Below are 14135 nucleotides of genomic sequence, written 5' to 3' on the forward strand. Positions count from 1 at the left end.
GATGGATACCGTCGTCGACAACCACGCCTCGACTGCTGCTCCCGCGCCCTGGGGGCGCGTGCGCCGCAGCCGCTACCTGGCCGATCGCGTGCTCAAGGTCGCCTGCACCCTGTTCACCCTGCTGGGCGCCTTCGTTCTCGGCTGGATCCTGCTGATGCTTCTCTATGAGGGTATCGGCGGCCTTTCGCCCGCAGTGTTCACGGAAACGACTCCGGGCCCCGGAACGCAGGGCGGCGGCATTGCAAACGCCATCGTCGGCAGCCTTGTCCTCACCACCCTCGGCATCGTGGTGGCAACGCCCATCGGCGTGCTCGCCGGCACCTATCTGGCCGAGTACGGCAAGGGCTCGGTTCTCGCCACGATCATCCGCTTCGTGAACGACATTCTGCTCGCCGCGCCCAGCATCCTCATCGGCCTCTTCGTCTACATTCTCATGGTGCAGCCGATGGGCGGCTATTCGGGATGGGCCGGCGGCGTCGCGTTGGCGATCATCGCCATTCCGGTCATCGTGCGCTCGACGGAAGACATGCTGCGCCTCGTGCCGGGATCCCTGCGCGAAGCCGGGGCGGCGCTTGGCGCGCCCATGTCCAAGGTGATCGTGAAGATCAGCTGGAAAGCGGCCCGCGCCGGCATGGTGACGGGCGTGATCCTCGCCACCGCGCGCATCGCGGGTGAGACTGCGCCTCTTCTCTTCACCGCCCTCAACAACAATTTCTGGTTCAGCCCGACCCTGATGGGCGGCGTGTCGAACCTGCCCGTCACGATCTACCAGTTCGCGCTGGCGCCTTACGAGAACTGGCGCGAGCTGGCCTGGGCCGGCGCCCTCATCATCACCATGTCGATCCTGGCGCTGTCCGTCGTGGCGCGCCTCGTCCTGAGGAAGGATAAAGTCCGATGAGCACGATTGCCCTCAACACGAGCAGCGCCATCGGAAACGCGGCGGCTGCGGATACCGGCGTGCCGGTGCGCATCGCCGTCAAGAACCTGAACTTCTACTACGGCGACTTCCGCAGCCTGAAGGACATCTCGATCGATTTCTACGACCGGCAGGTGACGGCCCTCATCGGCCCGTCCGGCTGCGGGAAGTCGACCCTGCTGCGCACCTTCAACCGCATCTACAGCCTGTATCCGGAGCAGCGCGCCGACGGTCAGATCCTGCTCGACGGGCAGAATGTGCTTTCACCCAGCATCGACGTGAACGAGCTGCGCGCCCGTGTCGGCATGGTGTTCCAGAAGCCCACGCCGTTTCCCATGTCGATCTACGACAACATCGCCTTCGGCATCAAACTCTACGAGAGGCTGCCGAGATCCGAACTCGACGGGCGCGTCGAGGAAGCCCTGCGCAAGGCGGCCCTCTGGGACGAGGTGAAGGACAAGCTGCGCCAGTCGGGCATGGGCCTGTCGGGCGGCCAGCAGCAGCGCCTATGCATCGCGCGCACCATCGCGCAGCGGCCGGAGGTGATCCTGCTCGACGAGCCGACCTCGGCGCTCGACCCGATCTCGACGGGCAAGATCGAGGAGCTGATCGAGCAGCTCCGCTCGGAATTCACCATCGTGATCGTCACGCACAACATGCAGCAGGCGGCGCGCATCTCGCAGTTCACGGCGTTCATGTATCTCGGCGAGCTCATCGAGTTCGGGCCGACCACCAAGATGTTCATGAACCCGACGAAGAAACAAACCCAGGATTACATCACGGGCCGCTTCGGCTGACCGAAGCGCTTCAAGGGAGGCCTATCCCATGGCGGAGCATATCGTCAGCTCCTATGACAACGACCTGCAGGGTCTCCGGCAGCGCATCTCCGAGATGGGCGGCATTGCCGAGAAGATGCTGGTCGATTCCATCGTGGCCCTGATACGCCACGACAAGACGCTCGCTCAGGTGGTCGTGGCCTCCGACAAGCGTCTCGACGTGCTGCAGCGCGAGGTGGAGGAGAGCGCCATCCTCACCATCGCCCGGCGGCAGCCCCTCGCGGTCGACCTGCGCGAGACCATCTCGGCGATCCGCATCTCCGGCGATGTCGAGCGCATTGGCGACATGGCGAAGAACATCGGCAAGCGGGCGCTCGCCATTGGCGACGATTTCCAGCCGCAGAAGATCGTCGTCGGCCTCCAGCATATGAGCGATCTCGTGCTCGGGCAGCTCAAGGACGTGCTCGACGCCTATGCGCAGAAAGACACCGCGAAGGCTCTCGACGTGTGGAAGCGGGACGGCGCCATCGACGCGCTCTACACCTCCTTGTTCCGGGAGCTTCTGACCTACATGATGGAAGACCCGCGCAACATCTCGTTCTGCACGCATCTTCTCTTCTGCGCGAAGAACATCGAGCGCATCGGCGACCACACCACCAACATCGCCGAGACCGTCCACTACCTCGTCACGGGCGAAACATTGGCCATCGACCGGCCGAAGAACGACCGTTCCATCGACGCGACGGTCGCACCCGGAGCCTGACCATGGGACCTCGCGTTCTGATCGTCGAGGACGAAGAGCCGCTGATGCTGCTCCTGCGCTACAACCTCGAAGCCGAAGGCTACGAGGTCGACAGCGTCTCGCGCGGCGACGAGGCGGAGATCCGCTTGCGCGAGCAGGTTCCCGACATCGTGCTTCTCGACTGGATGCTGCCCGGCCTGTCGGGCATCGAGCTCTGCCGCCGCATCCGTGCCCGTACGGAAACCGAGCGCCTGCCGGTGATCATGCTGACGGCGCGGGGCGAGGAGGGCGACCGGATCCGCGGCCTCTCGACCGGCGCCGACGATTACATCGTCAAGCCCTTCTCGGTACCCGAGCTGCTGGCGCGGGTCCGGGCGCTCCTGCGTCGGGCGAAGCCCGCGCATATCGCGACGCTCCTCAGGGCCGGCGACATCGAGCTCGATCGTGAGACCCATCGCGTGCGCCGCGCCGGACAGGAGCTCCATCTCGGGCCGACGGAGTTCCGTCTCCTCGAATTCCTGATGCAGAGCCCCGGCCGCGTCTTTTCCCGCGAGCATCTGCTCAACGCCGTCTGGGGCCACGACGTCTATATCGACGAGCGCACCGTGGACGTGCATGTGGGCCGCCTGCGCAAGGCCATCAACCTGCCGCGCCGGCCCGACCCCATCCGCACCGTGCGCGGCGCCGGCTATTCCTTCGACGAGACCTTCGCCCGCGAGGAGCAGGCGCTGAACGCATGAGGAATTCTGCGGCATAGGCTCCGTACCTTCTCGACGTCATGGCCGGCCCTGTGCCGGCAGCTCGATTGGAGAAGCGCCGTCGCCTCAATGCATCGAGATCACCGGCACAAGGCCGGTGATGACGTGAGCGGGAAACGGAAAAGCGCCGCGCTGATGTTCGTCAGCGCGGCGCTTTTCTTTGTAAACTCGTGATTTCAGGCGCGGGCCAGCTTCCGCTCGCGCTTGCGGTCGGCCACCGGCTGGTAGGCGATGCGGGCGTGGTGGGTGCAGTAGGGCAGGCCCGTGATCGAGCGGGCGCCGCAGAAGCGGAACTCGGGCTTCGTCGGGTCGCCCATGGGCCAGCGGCACATGGACTCGCGCAGGTCCATGATGGTCACGCGCTCGGACATGGGGATGGCGATGTCGTCCTCGACATAGGCCACGGGCTCCTCGGCCACGGGCTGCAGCGGGATCGGGGCCATCACCACGTTGCTGACGTGCGGCTGCGGCGCGATCGGGGCCGGGGCGCTCGGGGCGCGGGTCGCCTTGCGCGGTCGCGCAGCGACGGACGCGGCCGGCTTCGCATCCTTGGCGCGGCCGGACAGGCCGAGGCGGTGAACCTTGCCGATCACCGCATTGCGGGTGACGTTGCCAAGCTCGGCGGCGATCTGGCTCGCGCTCAAACCATCGGTCCAGAGCTTCTTGAGAAGCTCGACCCGCTCGTCCGTCCAAGTTCCGCCCGCATCCATCATTTTTAAACTCGCCTCCATCGTGACGGGCCGTCAAGCTCAGAATCCCAGATGCCTCGCGGACAGGTTTTGATGTCCGACCGCGTTGCGAGGGTCGCTCCTGAGGGTGAATGCCGCCGCACGAATGCTGTACTCGACTGCCCTGAAGTTACAGGATGGGTGGACTCCGGCGCAAGAGTCCCCGAACAGCCCCCGTCGTTTTCCCCAAGGAACTCTCCCGAGGCAAAAATTCCTTGTGATGAGTGACTTCATTTCTCTTGAATTGACAGGGTCTGCCACCTCGTTAGAATCCCCGCCGTGCCGCCCTCGATGGGGCGGCGCTTTCTTTTTCGGGCCCGGGTGCGACCTTGGGCCTCTCTAGGCGGAGACAACCCGTGACATCGCCATTGCTGCCGACCTTTGCCCGTGCCGAGCTTTCCTTCGAGAAGGGAGAGGGCCCCTGGCTCTACGGCCGAGATGGCGAGCGATACCTGGATTTCGGGGCCGGCATCGCGGTGAATGCCCTGGGCCACGCCCACCCGCATCTGGTCGAGGCCCTGACCGAGCAGGCCTCCAAGATCTGGCACAGCTCGAACCTGTTCCAGATTCCGGAGGGCGAGCGCCTCGCCCAGCGGCTGGTCGACAGCACCTTCGCGGACTTCGTCTTCTTCACCAATTCGGGCGCCGAGGCGAACGAGGCGGCGATCAAGATGGCGCGCCGCTATCATCATGTGAACGGCAATCCCGAGCGCTTCCACATCGTCACCTTCGAGGGCGCCTTCCATGGGCGCACCCTGGGGACCATCGCGGCCGGCGGACAGGCCAAGTACCTGGAAGGCTTCGGCCCCAAGGTGCAGGGCTTCGATCAGGTTCCGCCTGAGGACCTGGAGGCCCTGAAGGCCGTCATCGGCCCGCAGACTGCGGCCCTGATGATCGAGCCGATCCAGGGCGAGGGCGGGGTCAGGAGCGTCTCGCCCGCCTTCCTGCGCGAGCTGCGCGCCCTCTGCGACCAGCACGGCCTTCTCCTGATCTTCGACGAGATCCAGACCGGCGTCGGCCGCACCGGCAAGCTCTTCGCCTATGAATGGAGCGGGGTGGCCCCCGACATCATGACGGTCGCCAAGGGCATCGGCGGCGGCTTTCCCCTGGGCGCGTGCCTCGCCACGGCGGAGGCCGGCAAGGGGCTGACCCTCGGCACCCACGGCACGACCTTCGGCGGCAACCCGCTCGCCATGGCGGTCGGCAACGCGGTGCTCGACGTCATCCTCGAGCCCGGTTTCCTGGAAGGCGTCCAGCGCAAGGGCCTGCTGCTCAAGCAGCGTCTCGCCGAGCTGAAGGACCGCCATCCGAGCGTCATCGCCGAGGTGAGGGGGCAGGGGCTCATGATGGGCCTGCGCACCGTCGTGCCCAACACGGATTTCGTCAACGCCGCCCGAGACCAGAAGCTCATCGTGATCGGGGCCGGCGACAATGTCGTCCGGCTTCTGCCGCCGCTGATCATCACGGAAGCCGATCTCGGCCAAGCCATCGATCGTCTCGACGCCGCCTGCGCGGCCATCGAGGCTGAGCAGAAGAACACCGCTCAGCCGGGAGCAGCTCAATGAAGACCCGCCATTTCCTTGATCTCAGCGACTTTTCCGGCGCCGAGATCCGGCACCTCCTGAATATCGGCCTGGAGCTCAAGGCCAAGCGCCGCCGGGGCAAGAAGCCCAAGGACCGCCCGCTCGAGGGCAGGGTCCTGGCGATGGTGTTCGACAAGCCGTCCACCCGCACCCGCGTGTCCTTCGATGTCGGCATGCGCGAGCTTGGCGGCGAGACCCTGATGCTCACCGGCAAGGAGATGCAGCTCGGCCGCGGCGAGAGCATCGCCGATACCGCCCGCGTCCTCTCGCGCTATGTGGACGCCATCATGATCCGCACTCTCGACCATGCCATGGTGACGGAGCTGGCCCAGTACGCCTCGATCCCGGTGATCAACGGCCTGACCAAGACGACCCATCCGTGCCAGATCATGGCCGACATCATGACCTTCGAGGAGCATCGCGGCTCGATTCAAGGCCGGACGATCGCCTGGACGGGCGACGCCAACAACGTGCTGGCCTCCTGGGTCCACGCGGCGGCGCGCCTGGATTTCACCCTGAAGATCGCGTCCCCGCCGGAACTTGCTCCGCGCCCGGAGCTTTTGTCCTGGGCGAAACAGGAAGGGGCCAAGATCAGCGTGACCACCGATGCCTTCGAGGCCGCCGAGGGCGCCCATGCGGTCATCACCGATTGCTGGGTGTCCATGGGCGACGACGACGAGTTCCGTCGCCAGAACCTGCTCAAGCCCTATCAGGTCAACGGCAGGCTCATGGGCGTGGCCGACAAGGACGCGATCTTCATGCATTGCCTTCCCGCCCATCGCGGCGAGGAGGTGACGGATGAGGTCATGGACGGTCCGCAATCCGTGGTCTTCGACGAGGCCGAGAACCGGCTTCACGCACAGAAGGGCATCCTGGCCTGGTGCCTGGGAGCGGCAAACGCATGAGTTCAGCTTCGCTTGAAGGAAACGACGACGTCGTTCTGCCGTTCGCGGTCGAGCCTCTCGACGTGCGCGGACGCGTGGTGCGTCTCGGAGCCTCCATCGACACGATCCTGGCCCGTCACGGTTATCCCGACCGGGTCGCCCGGGTCATCGGCGAGGCCGCAGCCCTGACGGTCATGCTCGGCGCGTCCCTCAAGCTCGAGGGGCGCTTTCAGCTGCAGACCAAGACCGACGGCATCATCGACATGGTGGTGGTGGATTTCAATGCGCCGGACCGCCTGCGCGCCACCGCCCGGTTCGACAAGGACAAGCTCGAGGCCCTCGGGTCCGCTTCGCCCGCTACGGGCGAGCTCCTCGGCTCGGGCTATCTGGCCATGACCATCGACCAGGGCTCCGAGCGCAGCCGCTACCAGGGCGTCGTCGCCCTCGAAGGCCAGGGGTTCGAGGAAGCGGCGCATCAGTATTTCCGCCAGTCCGAACAGATCCCGACGCAGGTGCGCCTCGCGGTCGCCGAGCAGTTCGAGGACGGCCGCCACACCTATCGCGCGGGCGGCCTGATGATCCAGTTTCTGCCCTCCTCGTCGGAGCGCCTGCGACAGGCCGATCTCGATCCGGGCGACATCCCGGAGGGGCATCCCTCCAACGATCTGGCCGAGCCGTCCGAGGACGATGCCTGGCTGGAGGCCAAGTCCCTGGTCGGCACGGTCGAGGACCACGAGTTGGTCGACCCGACCGTCTCCAGCGAGACGCTGCTCTACCGCCTGTTCCACGAGCGCGGCGTGCGCGTCTTCGAGGGCCAGAACGTGCATGAGGAATGCACCTGCTCGCACGAGCGTATCATGGGCATGATGCGCCGCTTCCCGGCGGAAGATCGTCGCGACATGGTGGGCGACAACGGCCGCATCGGCATCACCTGTGAGTTCTGCTCGCGCTTCTACGACCTCGATCCCGCGGATGTGGAAGCCGAGATCGCAAAATCGGAAGCATCGGACTTATAACGCTTGAGTACTCACTGAACTCCTCAGTTCAGTCGCTTCCCTCCATCGTCATGGCCGGCCTTGTGCCGGCCATTCCGCTTCTATGAGGTGCTGCGTTTGTCCAATCGCGATCATGGACCCAAGGCTGGCGATGACGGTGCGTGTGTCATCCCCGGCGAGCGAAGCGAGGGAAGGGGATCCACGATCAAGCGCTGAGCTATGGATTCCCTTCCCCTCCGCTGACGCTTCGGCCGGGAATGACACCCACCACGTTATGGCTGGCCTCAGGAACTCGCGCAGGTCACCGCGAGACGCCGCATGAAGGCGAGGCCCGCATCGAGCTGTTCCAGCGTGATGTATTCGTCCGGCTGATGCGCCTGGTTGATCGACCCGGGACCGCAGACGACGGTGGGAATACCGGCCGCCTGATAATGGCCCGCCTCCGTGCCGAACGGGACGGTCTGCGTGTGGTTCTTGCCCGCGAGGCGAAGCGCCAGGACCTCCGCCGTCGAACCCGGATCGGGCGCGAGGCCCGGCACGTCGGCGTGAAGGATCGTCTCGATCCGCCCGAACTCACCGAAGCGGTTGAGGCGCTTCAGGGCCACTTCCTCGACGAACCGGTTGAGGCGGTCGGGGATCTCCTGCGGGTCGAGGCTCGGCAGGCCCCGGAACTCCCAATGGAAGGTGCAGCTCTTCGAGAGGATGTTGCGCGCCGTGCCGCCCGCAATCGTGCCCACATGCACTGTCGTGTAGGGCGGATCGAAGCGCCCGCTCGAATCGCCACGCTCCATCATGTCGTCGCCGATGCGGTTCAGCTCCGCGATCAGCTCGGCGGCCGTCATCACGGCGCTGGCTCCGAGATAGGGCTTCGACGAATGCGCCTCGAAGCCGTGCGCAGTGGTGGAGAAGGTCACGACGCTCTTGTGCGCGTCCACCACCTCCAGCATCGTCGGCTCGCCCACGATGGCGGCTTTCGGCAGGGGCAGATCGTGGCCGAGACGGCGAATGGTGTCGACGACGCCCAGGCAGGTCGTCTCCTCGTCGTAGGAGAGCATGATGTGGATCGGCGTCGTGAGGTTGGCGGCCAGAAACTCCGGCACCATGGCGAGCGCCAGCGCATCGAAGGCCTTCATGTCCACGGCCCCGCGCCCATAGGCGCGCCCATTCTCCACGCGCAGCGTAAAGGGATCGGACGTCCAGGATTGGCCGGTCACCGGCACCACGTCCGTATGGCCGGAGAGCACGATCCCGCCCCGGTCCTGTGGGCCGATGGTGGCATAGAGTGCCGCCTTCTCGCCCGTCGCGTCTGGCAGGCGCACGTAAGGCACGCTCCAGCTCTGCAGATAGCTTTCGACGAATTCGATCAGGGGCAGGTTCGATTTCGAGCTTACGGTGTCGAACGAAACCAGCTTCGCCAGCATGTCGAGCGGCGTCAGCCGCTGTCCGGTGGGAGACATCAAATACCTCAGTGCAGCACGCGGTTGGCGCGGGGAATGTCAAGCGAGAAGGCGGGAATGTCGGCGTCGAAGGTTTCGCCGGCGGCAGTTTCCATCAGGTAGGTGCCCTGCATGGTGCCGCTCGGCGTCGGCAGGGGACAGCCGCTCGTATAGCTGAAGCTTTCCCCCGGACCCAGGATCGGCTCCTCCCCGACGACGCCCGCGCCGCGCACCTCCTGGACCTGCCCGTGCTCGTCGGTGATCGTCCAGTGGCGGGCGCGGAGCTGGACCCGCTCCAGGCCCGTGTTGATGATCTCGACCGTATAGGCGAAGAAGTAGCGACCCTGCTCGGGGGAGGATTCTTCGGGCATGTAGCGGGGCGTCACCGTCACGGAGATGCCACGGGTCACAGCCTTGTACATGAGCCTGCCTCACGCCGGTCGAAGAATTCCATGAGCCCGTGGTACGGCGGCCTTCGGGTCCCGTCAATCGACCGGGTGGAAAGGGGCGGGCGGCTCCGGCCCGCAGGAATATCCCCAGGGCAGGAAAGCGATTGAGAATTCCGTAACAAGCCTTAGAGATATTGTCGGGCTCACCAATTCAATGAGGGCTACGTCCCTCGGAAGACAGTCATGGTTGCGTTGAAGGACGGGATTCAATCGGCGGATGCCATCATGCGCCTTGCCGAGGCGGGCGCCATCAGACCGGAGACCCCCTTCGCGTCCGACCAGGTCCAGCCGGCCAGTCTCGACCTGAGGCTCGGGCGCCGGGCCTACCGGGTCCGCGCCAGCTTCCTGCCGGGCCGCAACCACACGGTCCGGGACCGGCTCGACCAGCTGAGCTTCCACGAGATCGACCTCGCCAAGGGGGCGATCCTGGAGACGGGCAGCGTCTATATCGCCGAGCTGCAGGAGGAGCTGGCCCTGCCGGAGGACCTGTCGGCCGCCGCCAATCCCAAGAGTTCCACCGGCCGCATCGACGTCTTTACCCGGGTCATCACGGACCGCAGCCAGGAATTCGACACCATCGGGGCCGGCTATCGCGGGCGTCTCTACGCCGAAATCTCGCCGCGCACCTTTCCCGTGCTGGTACGAACCGGCACGCGCCTGTCGCAGCTGCGCCTGCGCAAGGGCGATGTGCGCCTGAGCGACGCCGAGCTTCTGGCCGTCCATGAGCGGGAGCGGGTCGTGACCTCTGCCGAGCCGTCCATCCAGGACGGCGTCGCCGTGAGCGTGGACCTCGCGGGCTTCGGCCCCGAAAACCTGATCGGCTATCGGGCCAAGCGCCATACGGGCCTCGTCGACGTGGACAAGCCCGGCTCCTGCCGCGTGGCGGATTTCTGGGAGCCGCTCTATGCGGATTCCAGCCGGACCCTGATCCTGGATCCGGGTCAGTTCTATATCCTGGCCTCCAAGGAGGCCGTGCACGTACCGCCGGATTATGCGGCCGAGATGGTGCCCTTCGACCCTCTCGTGGGGGAATTCCGGGTCCATTACGCGGGCTTCTTCGATCCCGGCTTCGGCCATGCCGAGGCAGGAGGGGAGGGAGCCCGCGCCGTCCTCGAGGTGCGCTCCCGCGACGTGCCCTTCATCCTCGAAGACGGACAGATCGTGGGCCGGCTTGTCTATGAGCGCATGGCCGAGCGTCCGAAGGTGCTCTACGGCGCGGGCGCCGGCTCGAATTATCAGGCCCAGGGCCTGAAGCTCTCCAAGCACTTCCGATGACCATACCGGCCCTCGGAGCATTGTGCGGGTCCGCACGATGCTCCGAGGGCGTCGTTCTTCGTGGAATACGGGTCCACTTGTGGCAGGCGGGCCCTTCGGGCCGCACGATACTCTAGTGGTGAGCAGTCCGCTTCTTGTGGGTGGTCTGATGCCGCTTAACGCTGCCGGTGCTCTGCGGGATACCGAGTACACCCTTCACTCCGCCGACGACACCTCCGGTAACGCCGCCAACCGCGCCGCCGACAGCTCCGCCGACAGGACCGGCGGCACGATTGCCGACAGCAGCTCCCTGTTCGGCACCGCGTACGATTCCCTGTGCCTGAACGGCAGCGGGGACGGAAAGAACGGCGAGGCCGATCGTGGCAAACAGAATACGTGCTTTCATAGGGTTTGCTCCTTTCTATGGAGACATCAAACCCAATGGACGGGGGAGGTTCCTTATCGAATTTCGGTTCGCGCTCGTGGAGTCATGATTTCTTTGTCGTGCCAATCGGAAGGGCTGGTGCCGGTGCCCGTCCTCACCCGGCATGAACGTCCGAGCGATCATCCAGGAATGCCTATCCGTTTCATACGGGTAGCGATCCCCGGGTTCGGATCATAAGAAGGCGTTTGACGCCAACGCCGCCACCTTGCTAGAAATGGAAGGTGCACAAACGGCCCATAGCGGCGTCGGCAGGATCTGCCGAATTGGCTAAGGTGCTGATTTTAAAAGTGTTTGCGGGCGTAGTTCAGAGGTAGAACGTCAGCTTCCCAAGCTGAATGTCGTGGGTTCGATTCCCATCGCCCGCTCCAATTCCCTTCAGACGCCACGGCACCGGGCTGGCTCCATGAACGCCGATGGCTTCCCGCCGTCGCCTTCCGGCCGGACTGATTTGCCCTCGCGAGAAGGGGGCTGGCCGGCTTCGCCCCGATCAGACGTAGTAGAGCGTAATTTTTCGTCCCTCCATGTCCTGTATCGTGACATCCATGTCGTAGACGTCCCGGATCACGCTGGCCGTCATCGTTTCGTCGGGAGTGCCGTGGCGGACGATGGCTCCGTCGCGCATGGCCACGATGTAGTCCGAGTAGCAGGATGCGAAGTTGATATCGTGGAGGACGAGGACGATGGTCTTGCCCAGGTCGTCGGCGGCCCGACGCAGCAGCTTCATCATGCCCACCGCGTGCTTCATGTCGAGATTGTTCAGTGGCTCGTCGAAGAGCACGTAGTCCGTATCCTGGCACAGCACCATGGCGACATAGGCCCGTTGCCGCTGCCCGCCGGATAATTCGTCGAGGAAGCGGTCCGCCAGGGGTTCAAGGCCCAGGAAGCCGATGGCCCTATCCGCCTGGGACCGGTCTTCCGGCGTGAGGCGGCCCTTGGAATAGGGATAGCGGCCGAACTCGACCAGATCGCGAACGGTCAGGCGCGCGCTGACCCGGTTGTCCTGGCGGAGAATGGACAATCGCCTGGCGAGACTATCCGACGGCGTCCGGGTGACGTCGAGCCCGTCGACCGTCACCGTCCCGGCGCTCATGGGCAGGAGGCGGCTGATCATCGACAGGAGCGTGGACTTGCCGGCGCCGTTCGGGCCGATGATCGAGGTGATGCCGCGCCGGGGCAGCGTGAGCGACACGTCGCGCACGACGATGGTGTCGCCATAGGCTTTGCTCACATGGGAGATCTCGATCAACGGGCCGTTCCTCTGATCAGAAGGGCAAGGAAGACGATCCCGCCCACGAATTCGATGACGATGCTGAGCGCGGTGTCGAAGGCGAAGATCCGCTCGAGCACGAGCTGTCCGCCGACGATGCAGATGATCGCCAGCAGGCTCGCGACGGGCAGGACGAAGCGGTGCTTGTGGGACCCGGCGATCTGGTAGGCGAGGTTGGCGACCAGCAATCCGAAAAAGGTCACGGGTCCGACCAGGGCGGTGGAGACCGAGATCAGGATGGCGACCAGCATGAGAACGATCGTTACGATGCTCCGGTGGTCGATCCCGAGGTTGATCGCCGCCTCGCGGCCCAGGGCCAGCACGTCATAGGCATGCATCAGCCGCCACCCTACGACCGACACGGCGACGACCGCTGCGGTCGAGACGGCCAGCAGGTCGCCATCGACACTGTTGAAATTTGCGAACAGGCGGTCCTGCAGCACGACGAATTCGTTGGGATCGATGATCCGCTGCATGAAGCCGGACAGGCTTCGGAACAGCACGCCGAAGACGATGCCGACGAGGAGCAGCAGGTGAAGGCTGCGGCTGTTGCCGGAGAAGAGCCAGCGATAGAGGAGGCTGGAGAACGCCACCATGGCGGCGACCTCGACCCCGAACAGCAGGCGCGGATCCAAGGCGCCCAATCCGGCGGATCCGAGGGTGAAGATCAGGCTGGTCTGAATGAGGCCGTAGAGAGCATCGAACCCCATGATCGAGGGCGTCAGGATCCGGTTGTGGCCCACCGTCTGGAACAGCACGGTCGACACCGCGATGGCGTAGGCGACCAGGATCATGGACAGAACCTTCGCGCCGCGAAAGGCGAGGATGAAGTCCCAGCGCCCCTTGGCGTTCAGCGTCATGAACAGCACGACCACCGCCGCCGCGACGGCGGCGAGGATCAGGAGCACGCGGATGGGCTGCAGGTCTGTCTTACGCAAGGCGCCCGCGCCCCTTCAACAGAAGAACCAGGAAGAGGGCGCCGCCGATGATCCCCATGATCGTCCCGATGGGGATCTCGTAGGGATAGTACACCACCCGTCCGACCACGTCGCAGACCAGCACGAGGCCCGCGCCCATCGCGGCGACCCAGGGCAGGGCGCGGCGCATGTTGTCGCCGATCATCATGCCGACCACGTTCGGCACGATCAGGCCGAGGAACGGCATCATGCCGACCGTGACGACGACGGTCGCCGTCACCATGGACACGATGACGAGGCCGAAGGACACGATGCTCCGGTATCGCAGGCCCAGATTGGTTGCGAAGTCCCGCCCCATCCCGGCCAGCGTGAGCCTGTCGGCGGCCAGATAGGCGAGAAGAGCCAGACCGAAAGTCATCCACAACAGTTCGTAGCGGCCGCGAAGGACTCCGGAAAAGTCCCCGGTCGTCCAGGCGTTCAGGGACTGCATCAGGTCGAAGCGATAGGCGAAGAACGTGGTGATCGCGCTGATGATGCCGCCCAGCATGATTCCGACCAGCGGCACCGTCAGGGCGGATCGCAGGGGGACGAGGCGAAGAATGCGCAGGAACAGGGCCGTGCCAGCCAGGGCGAAACCGGCCGCCGCCAGCATCTTGCCGATAACGGGCAGGTCGGGGGTGAAGAGCGTCACGGTCAGGAGGCCGAGGCCCGCCGACTCGACCGTTCCGGCCGTGGACGGCTCGACGAAGCGGTTCTGGGTCAGCATCTGCATGATCAGCCCGGCCACCGCCATGGCCATGCCCGCGAGGATGAGCGCGACGGTCCTGGGAATCCGGGACACCACGAGAATCCGGGTGGCTTGGCTGCCATCCTGTGGGGAAAGGAGGCCAGCCAACGATAGGTCGCTCGCTCCGATCAGCAGGCTGATCAGAGCCAGGGCCGTCACGGCCGCCAGGGCAAGGGAGAGTGATTTCACGGGCGCTCG

Annotated in this window: 15 protein-coding genes and 1 tRNA gene; 9 read left to right on the forward strand and 7 right to left on the reverse strand. The window is 65.3% G+C overall.

All coding sequences use genetic code 11. The annotated features are described in order from the left end of the window. Nucleotide 1 precedes the first annotated feature (1 nt). The 4 genes from pstA to phoB are packed head-to-tail and all read left to right on the forward strand — an operon-like array spanning nucleotide 2 to nucleotide 3174. Nucleotides 2-898, forward strand: coding sequence for a phosphate ABC transporter permease PstA (gene pstA, locus H0S73_RS07325; RefSeq protein WP_181051532.1), 897 nt, complete (start codon nucleotides 2-4; stop codon nucleotides 896-898). Continuing rightward, complete coding sequence (gene pstB / locus H0S73_RS07330) at nucleotides 895-1713, forward strand: phosphate ABC transporter ATP-binding protein PstB (protein ID WP_181051533.1); 819 nt, start codon at nucleotides 895-897, stop codon at nucleotides 1711-1713. The genes pstA and pstB overlap by 4 nt, the downstream gene beginning before the upstream one ends. A gap of 28 nt (nucleotides 1714-1741) precedes the next feature. Continuing rightward, a complete protein-coding gene (phoU, locus tag H0S73_RS07335) occupies nucleotides 1742-2455 on the forward strand; it encodes a phosphate signaling complex protein PhoU (protein WP_181051534.1) in 714 nt (237 codons plus the stop codon). 2 nt (nucleotides 2456-2457) lie between these two features. After that, the gene (gene phoB, locus H0S73_RS07340) at nucleotides 2458-3174 is read left to right on the forward strand and encodes a phosphate regulon transcriptional regulator PhoB (RefSeq protein WP_181051535.1); all 717 of its coding nucleotides are present in this window, start codon (nucleotides 2458-2460) and stop codon (nucleotides 3172-3174) included. Between the two features lie 194 nt (nucleotides 3175-3368). On the opposite strand, the gene H0S73_RS07345 is transcribed toward phoB, so the two are convergent. Continuing rightward, a complete protein-coding gene (locus H0S73_RS07345) occupies nucleotides 3369-3905 on the reverse strand; it encodes a GcrA family cell cycle regulator (RefSeq protein WP_181051536.1) in 537 nt (178 codons plus the stop codon). 371 nt (nucleotides 3906-4276) lie between these two features. On the opposite strand from H0S73_RS07345, the gene H0S73_RS07350 reads away from it, so the two are divergent. Genes H0S73_RS07350 through H0S73_RS07360 form a run of 3 tightly spaced genes read left to right on the forward strand, consistent with a single transcriptional unit; the run spans nucleotide 4277 to nucleotide 7403 of the window. Then, nucleotides 4277-5485, forward strand: coding sequence for an acetylornithine transaminase (locus H0S73_RS07350; RefSeq protein WP_181051537.1), 1209 nt, complete (start codon nucleotides 4277-4279; stop codon nucleotides 5483-5485). Next, the gene (gene argF / locus H0S73_RS07355; RefSeq protein WP_181051538.1) at nucleotides 5482-6408 is read left to right on the forward strand and encodes an ornithine carbamoyltransferase; all 927 of its coding nucleotides are present in this window, start codon (nucleotides 5482-5484) and stop codon (nucleotides 6406-6408) included. The genes H0S73_RS07350 and argF overlap by 4 nt, the downstream gene beginning before the upstream one ends. After that, nucleotides 6405-7403, forward strand: a complete 999-nt coding sequence (locus tag H0S73_RS07360) for an Hsp33 family molecular chaperone (protein ID WP_181051539.1) — start codon at nucleotides 6405-6407, stop codon at nucleotides 7401-7403. The genes argF and H0S73_RS07360 overlap by 4 nt, the downstream gene beginning before the upstream one ends. A gap of 263 nt (nucleotides 7404-7666) precedes the next feature. Here the strand turns inward: H0S73_RS07360 and argE are convergent, their stop codons facing one another. Beyond that, nucleotides 7667-8839 (reverse strand): acetylornithine deacetylase, encoded by a 1173-nt coding sequence (argE, locus tag H0S73_RS07365; protein WP_181051540.1) that lies wholly within the window; start codon nucleotides 8837-8839, stop codon nucleotides 7667-7669. A gap of 8 nt (nucleotides 8840-8847) precedes the next feature. Then, nucleotides 8848-9240, reverse strand: coding sequence for a Co2+/Mg2+ efflux protein ApaG (gene apaG, locus H0S73_RS07370; RefSeq protein ID WP_181051541.1), 393 nt, complete (start codon nucleotides 9238-9240; stop codon nucleotides 8848-8850). A 210-nt stretch (nucleotides 9241-9450) separates the two neighbouring features. Here apaG and H0S73_RS07375 point away from each other — a divergent pair, with 210 nt between their 5' ends. Then, complete coding sequence (locus H0S73_RS07375; RefSeq protein WP_181051542.1) at nucleotides 9451-10542, forward strand: 2'-deoxycytidine 5'-triphosphate deaminase; 1092 nt, start codon at nucleotides 9451-9453, stop codon at nucleotides 10540-10542. 112 nt (nucleotides 10543-10654) lie between these two features. On the opposite strand, the gene H0S73_RS07380 is transcribed toward H0S73_RS07375, so the two are convergent. Further along, on the reverse strand, nucleotides 10655-10927 hold the full coding sequence (locus H0S73_RS07380) for a hypothetical protein (protein ID WP_181051543.1): 273 nt from the start codon (nucleotides 10925-10927) through the stop codon (nucleotides 10655-10657). Nucleotides 10928-11259: 332 nt separating this feature from the next. Between H0S73_RS07380 and H0S73_RS07385 the strand changes: the two genes are divergently transcribed. Further along, nucleotides 11260-11334: transfer RNA gene (locus H0S73_RS07385), tRNA-Gly, on the forward strand. 119 nt (nucleotides 11335-11453) lie between these two features. Here H0S73_RS07385 and H0S73_RS07390 read toward each other — a convergent pair. From H0S73_RS07390 to H0S73_RS07400, 3 genes are read right to left on the reverse strand one after another with little or no spacing between them, the layout of a single operon-like run. Next, nucleotides 11454-12212 carry an iron ABC transporter ATP-binding protein gene (locus tag H0S73_RS07390; RefSeq protein WP_181051544.1) on the reverse strand — a complete coding sequence of 253 codons (759 nt, stop codon included), beginning with the start codon at nucleotides 12210-12212 and terminating at the stop codon, nucleotides 11454-11456. Then, entirely contained in the window at nucleotides 12209-13171 is a 963-nt protein-coding gene (locus H0S73_RS07395; protein ID WP_181051545.1) for an iron chelate uptake ABC transporter family permease subunit, read from the reverse strand. Before H0S73_RS07395 ends, H0S73_RS07390 begins: the two co-directional genes overlap by 4 nt. Beyond that, nucleotides 13164-14126, reverse strand: coding sequence for an iron chelate uptake ABC transporter family permease subunit (locus tag H0S73_RS07400; RefSeq protein WP_181051546.1), 963 nt, complete (start codon nucleotides 14124-14126; stop codon nucleotides 13164-13166). Before H0S73_RS07400 ends, H0S73_RS07395 begins: the two co-directional genes overlap by 8 nt. Between the last annotated feature and the right edge of the window lie 9 nt (nucleotides 14127-14135).

The sequence above is a fragment of the Microvirga mediterraneensis genome, assembly GCF_013520865.1.
Lineage (GTDB): Bacteria > Pseudomonadota > Alphaproteobacteria > Rhizobiales > Beijerinckiaceae > Microvirga > Microvirga mediterraneensis.

What these genes read in the sequence shown, in the direction of transcription:
- pstA (WP_181051532.1), top strand. Translation starts at nt 2, where the DNA reads ATGGATACCGTCGTCGACAACCACGCCTCGACTGCTGCTCCCGCGCCC.
- argF (WP_181051538.1), top strand. Translation starts at nt 5,482, where the DNA reads ATGAAGACCCGCCATTTCCTTGATCTCAGCGACTTTTCCGGCGCCGAG.
- H0S73_RS07375 (WP_181051542.1), top strand. Translation starts at nt 9,451, where the DNA reads ATGGTTGCGTTGAAGGACGGGATTCAATCGGCGGATGCCATCATGCGC.
- apaG (WP_181051541.1), bottom strand. Translation starts at nt 9,240, where the DNA reads ATGTACAAGGCTGTGACCCGTGGCATCTCCGTGACGGTGACGCCCCGC.
- argE (WP_181051540.1), bottom strand. Translation starts at nt 8,839, where the DNA reads ATGTCTCCCACCGGACAGCGGCTGACGCCGCTCGACATGCTGGCGAAG.
- H0S73_RS07345 (WP_181051536.1), bottom strand. Translation starts at nt 3,905, where the DNA reads ATGATGGATGCGGGCGGAACTTGGACGGACGAGCGGGTCGAGCTTCTC.
- phoU (WP_181051534.1), top strand. Translation starts at nt 1,742, where the DNA reads ATGGCGGAGCATATCGTCAGCTCCTATGACAACGACCTGCAGGGTCTC.
- H0S73_RS07380 (WP_181051543.1), bottom strand. Translation starts at nt 10,927, where the DNA reads ATGAAAGCACGTATTCTGTTTGCCACGATCGGCCTCGCCGTTCTTTCC.
- phoB (WP_181051535.1), top strand. Translation starts at nt 2,458, where the DNA reads ATGGGACCTCGCGTTCTGATCGTCGAGGACGAAGAGCCGCTGATGCTG.
- pstB (WP_181051533.1), top strand. Translation starts at nt 895, where the DNA reads ATGAGCACGATTGCCCTCAACACGAGCAGCGCCATCGGAAACGCGGCG.
- H0S73_RS07360 (WP_181051539.1), top strand. Translation starts at nt 6,405, where the DNA reads ATGAGTTCAGCTTCGCTTGAAGGAAACGACGACGTCGTTCTGCCGTTC.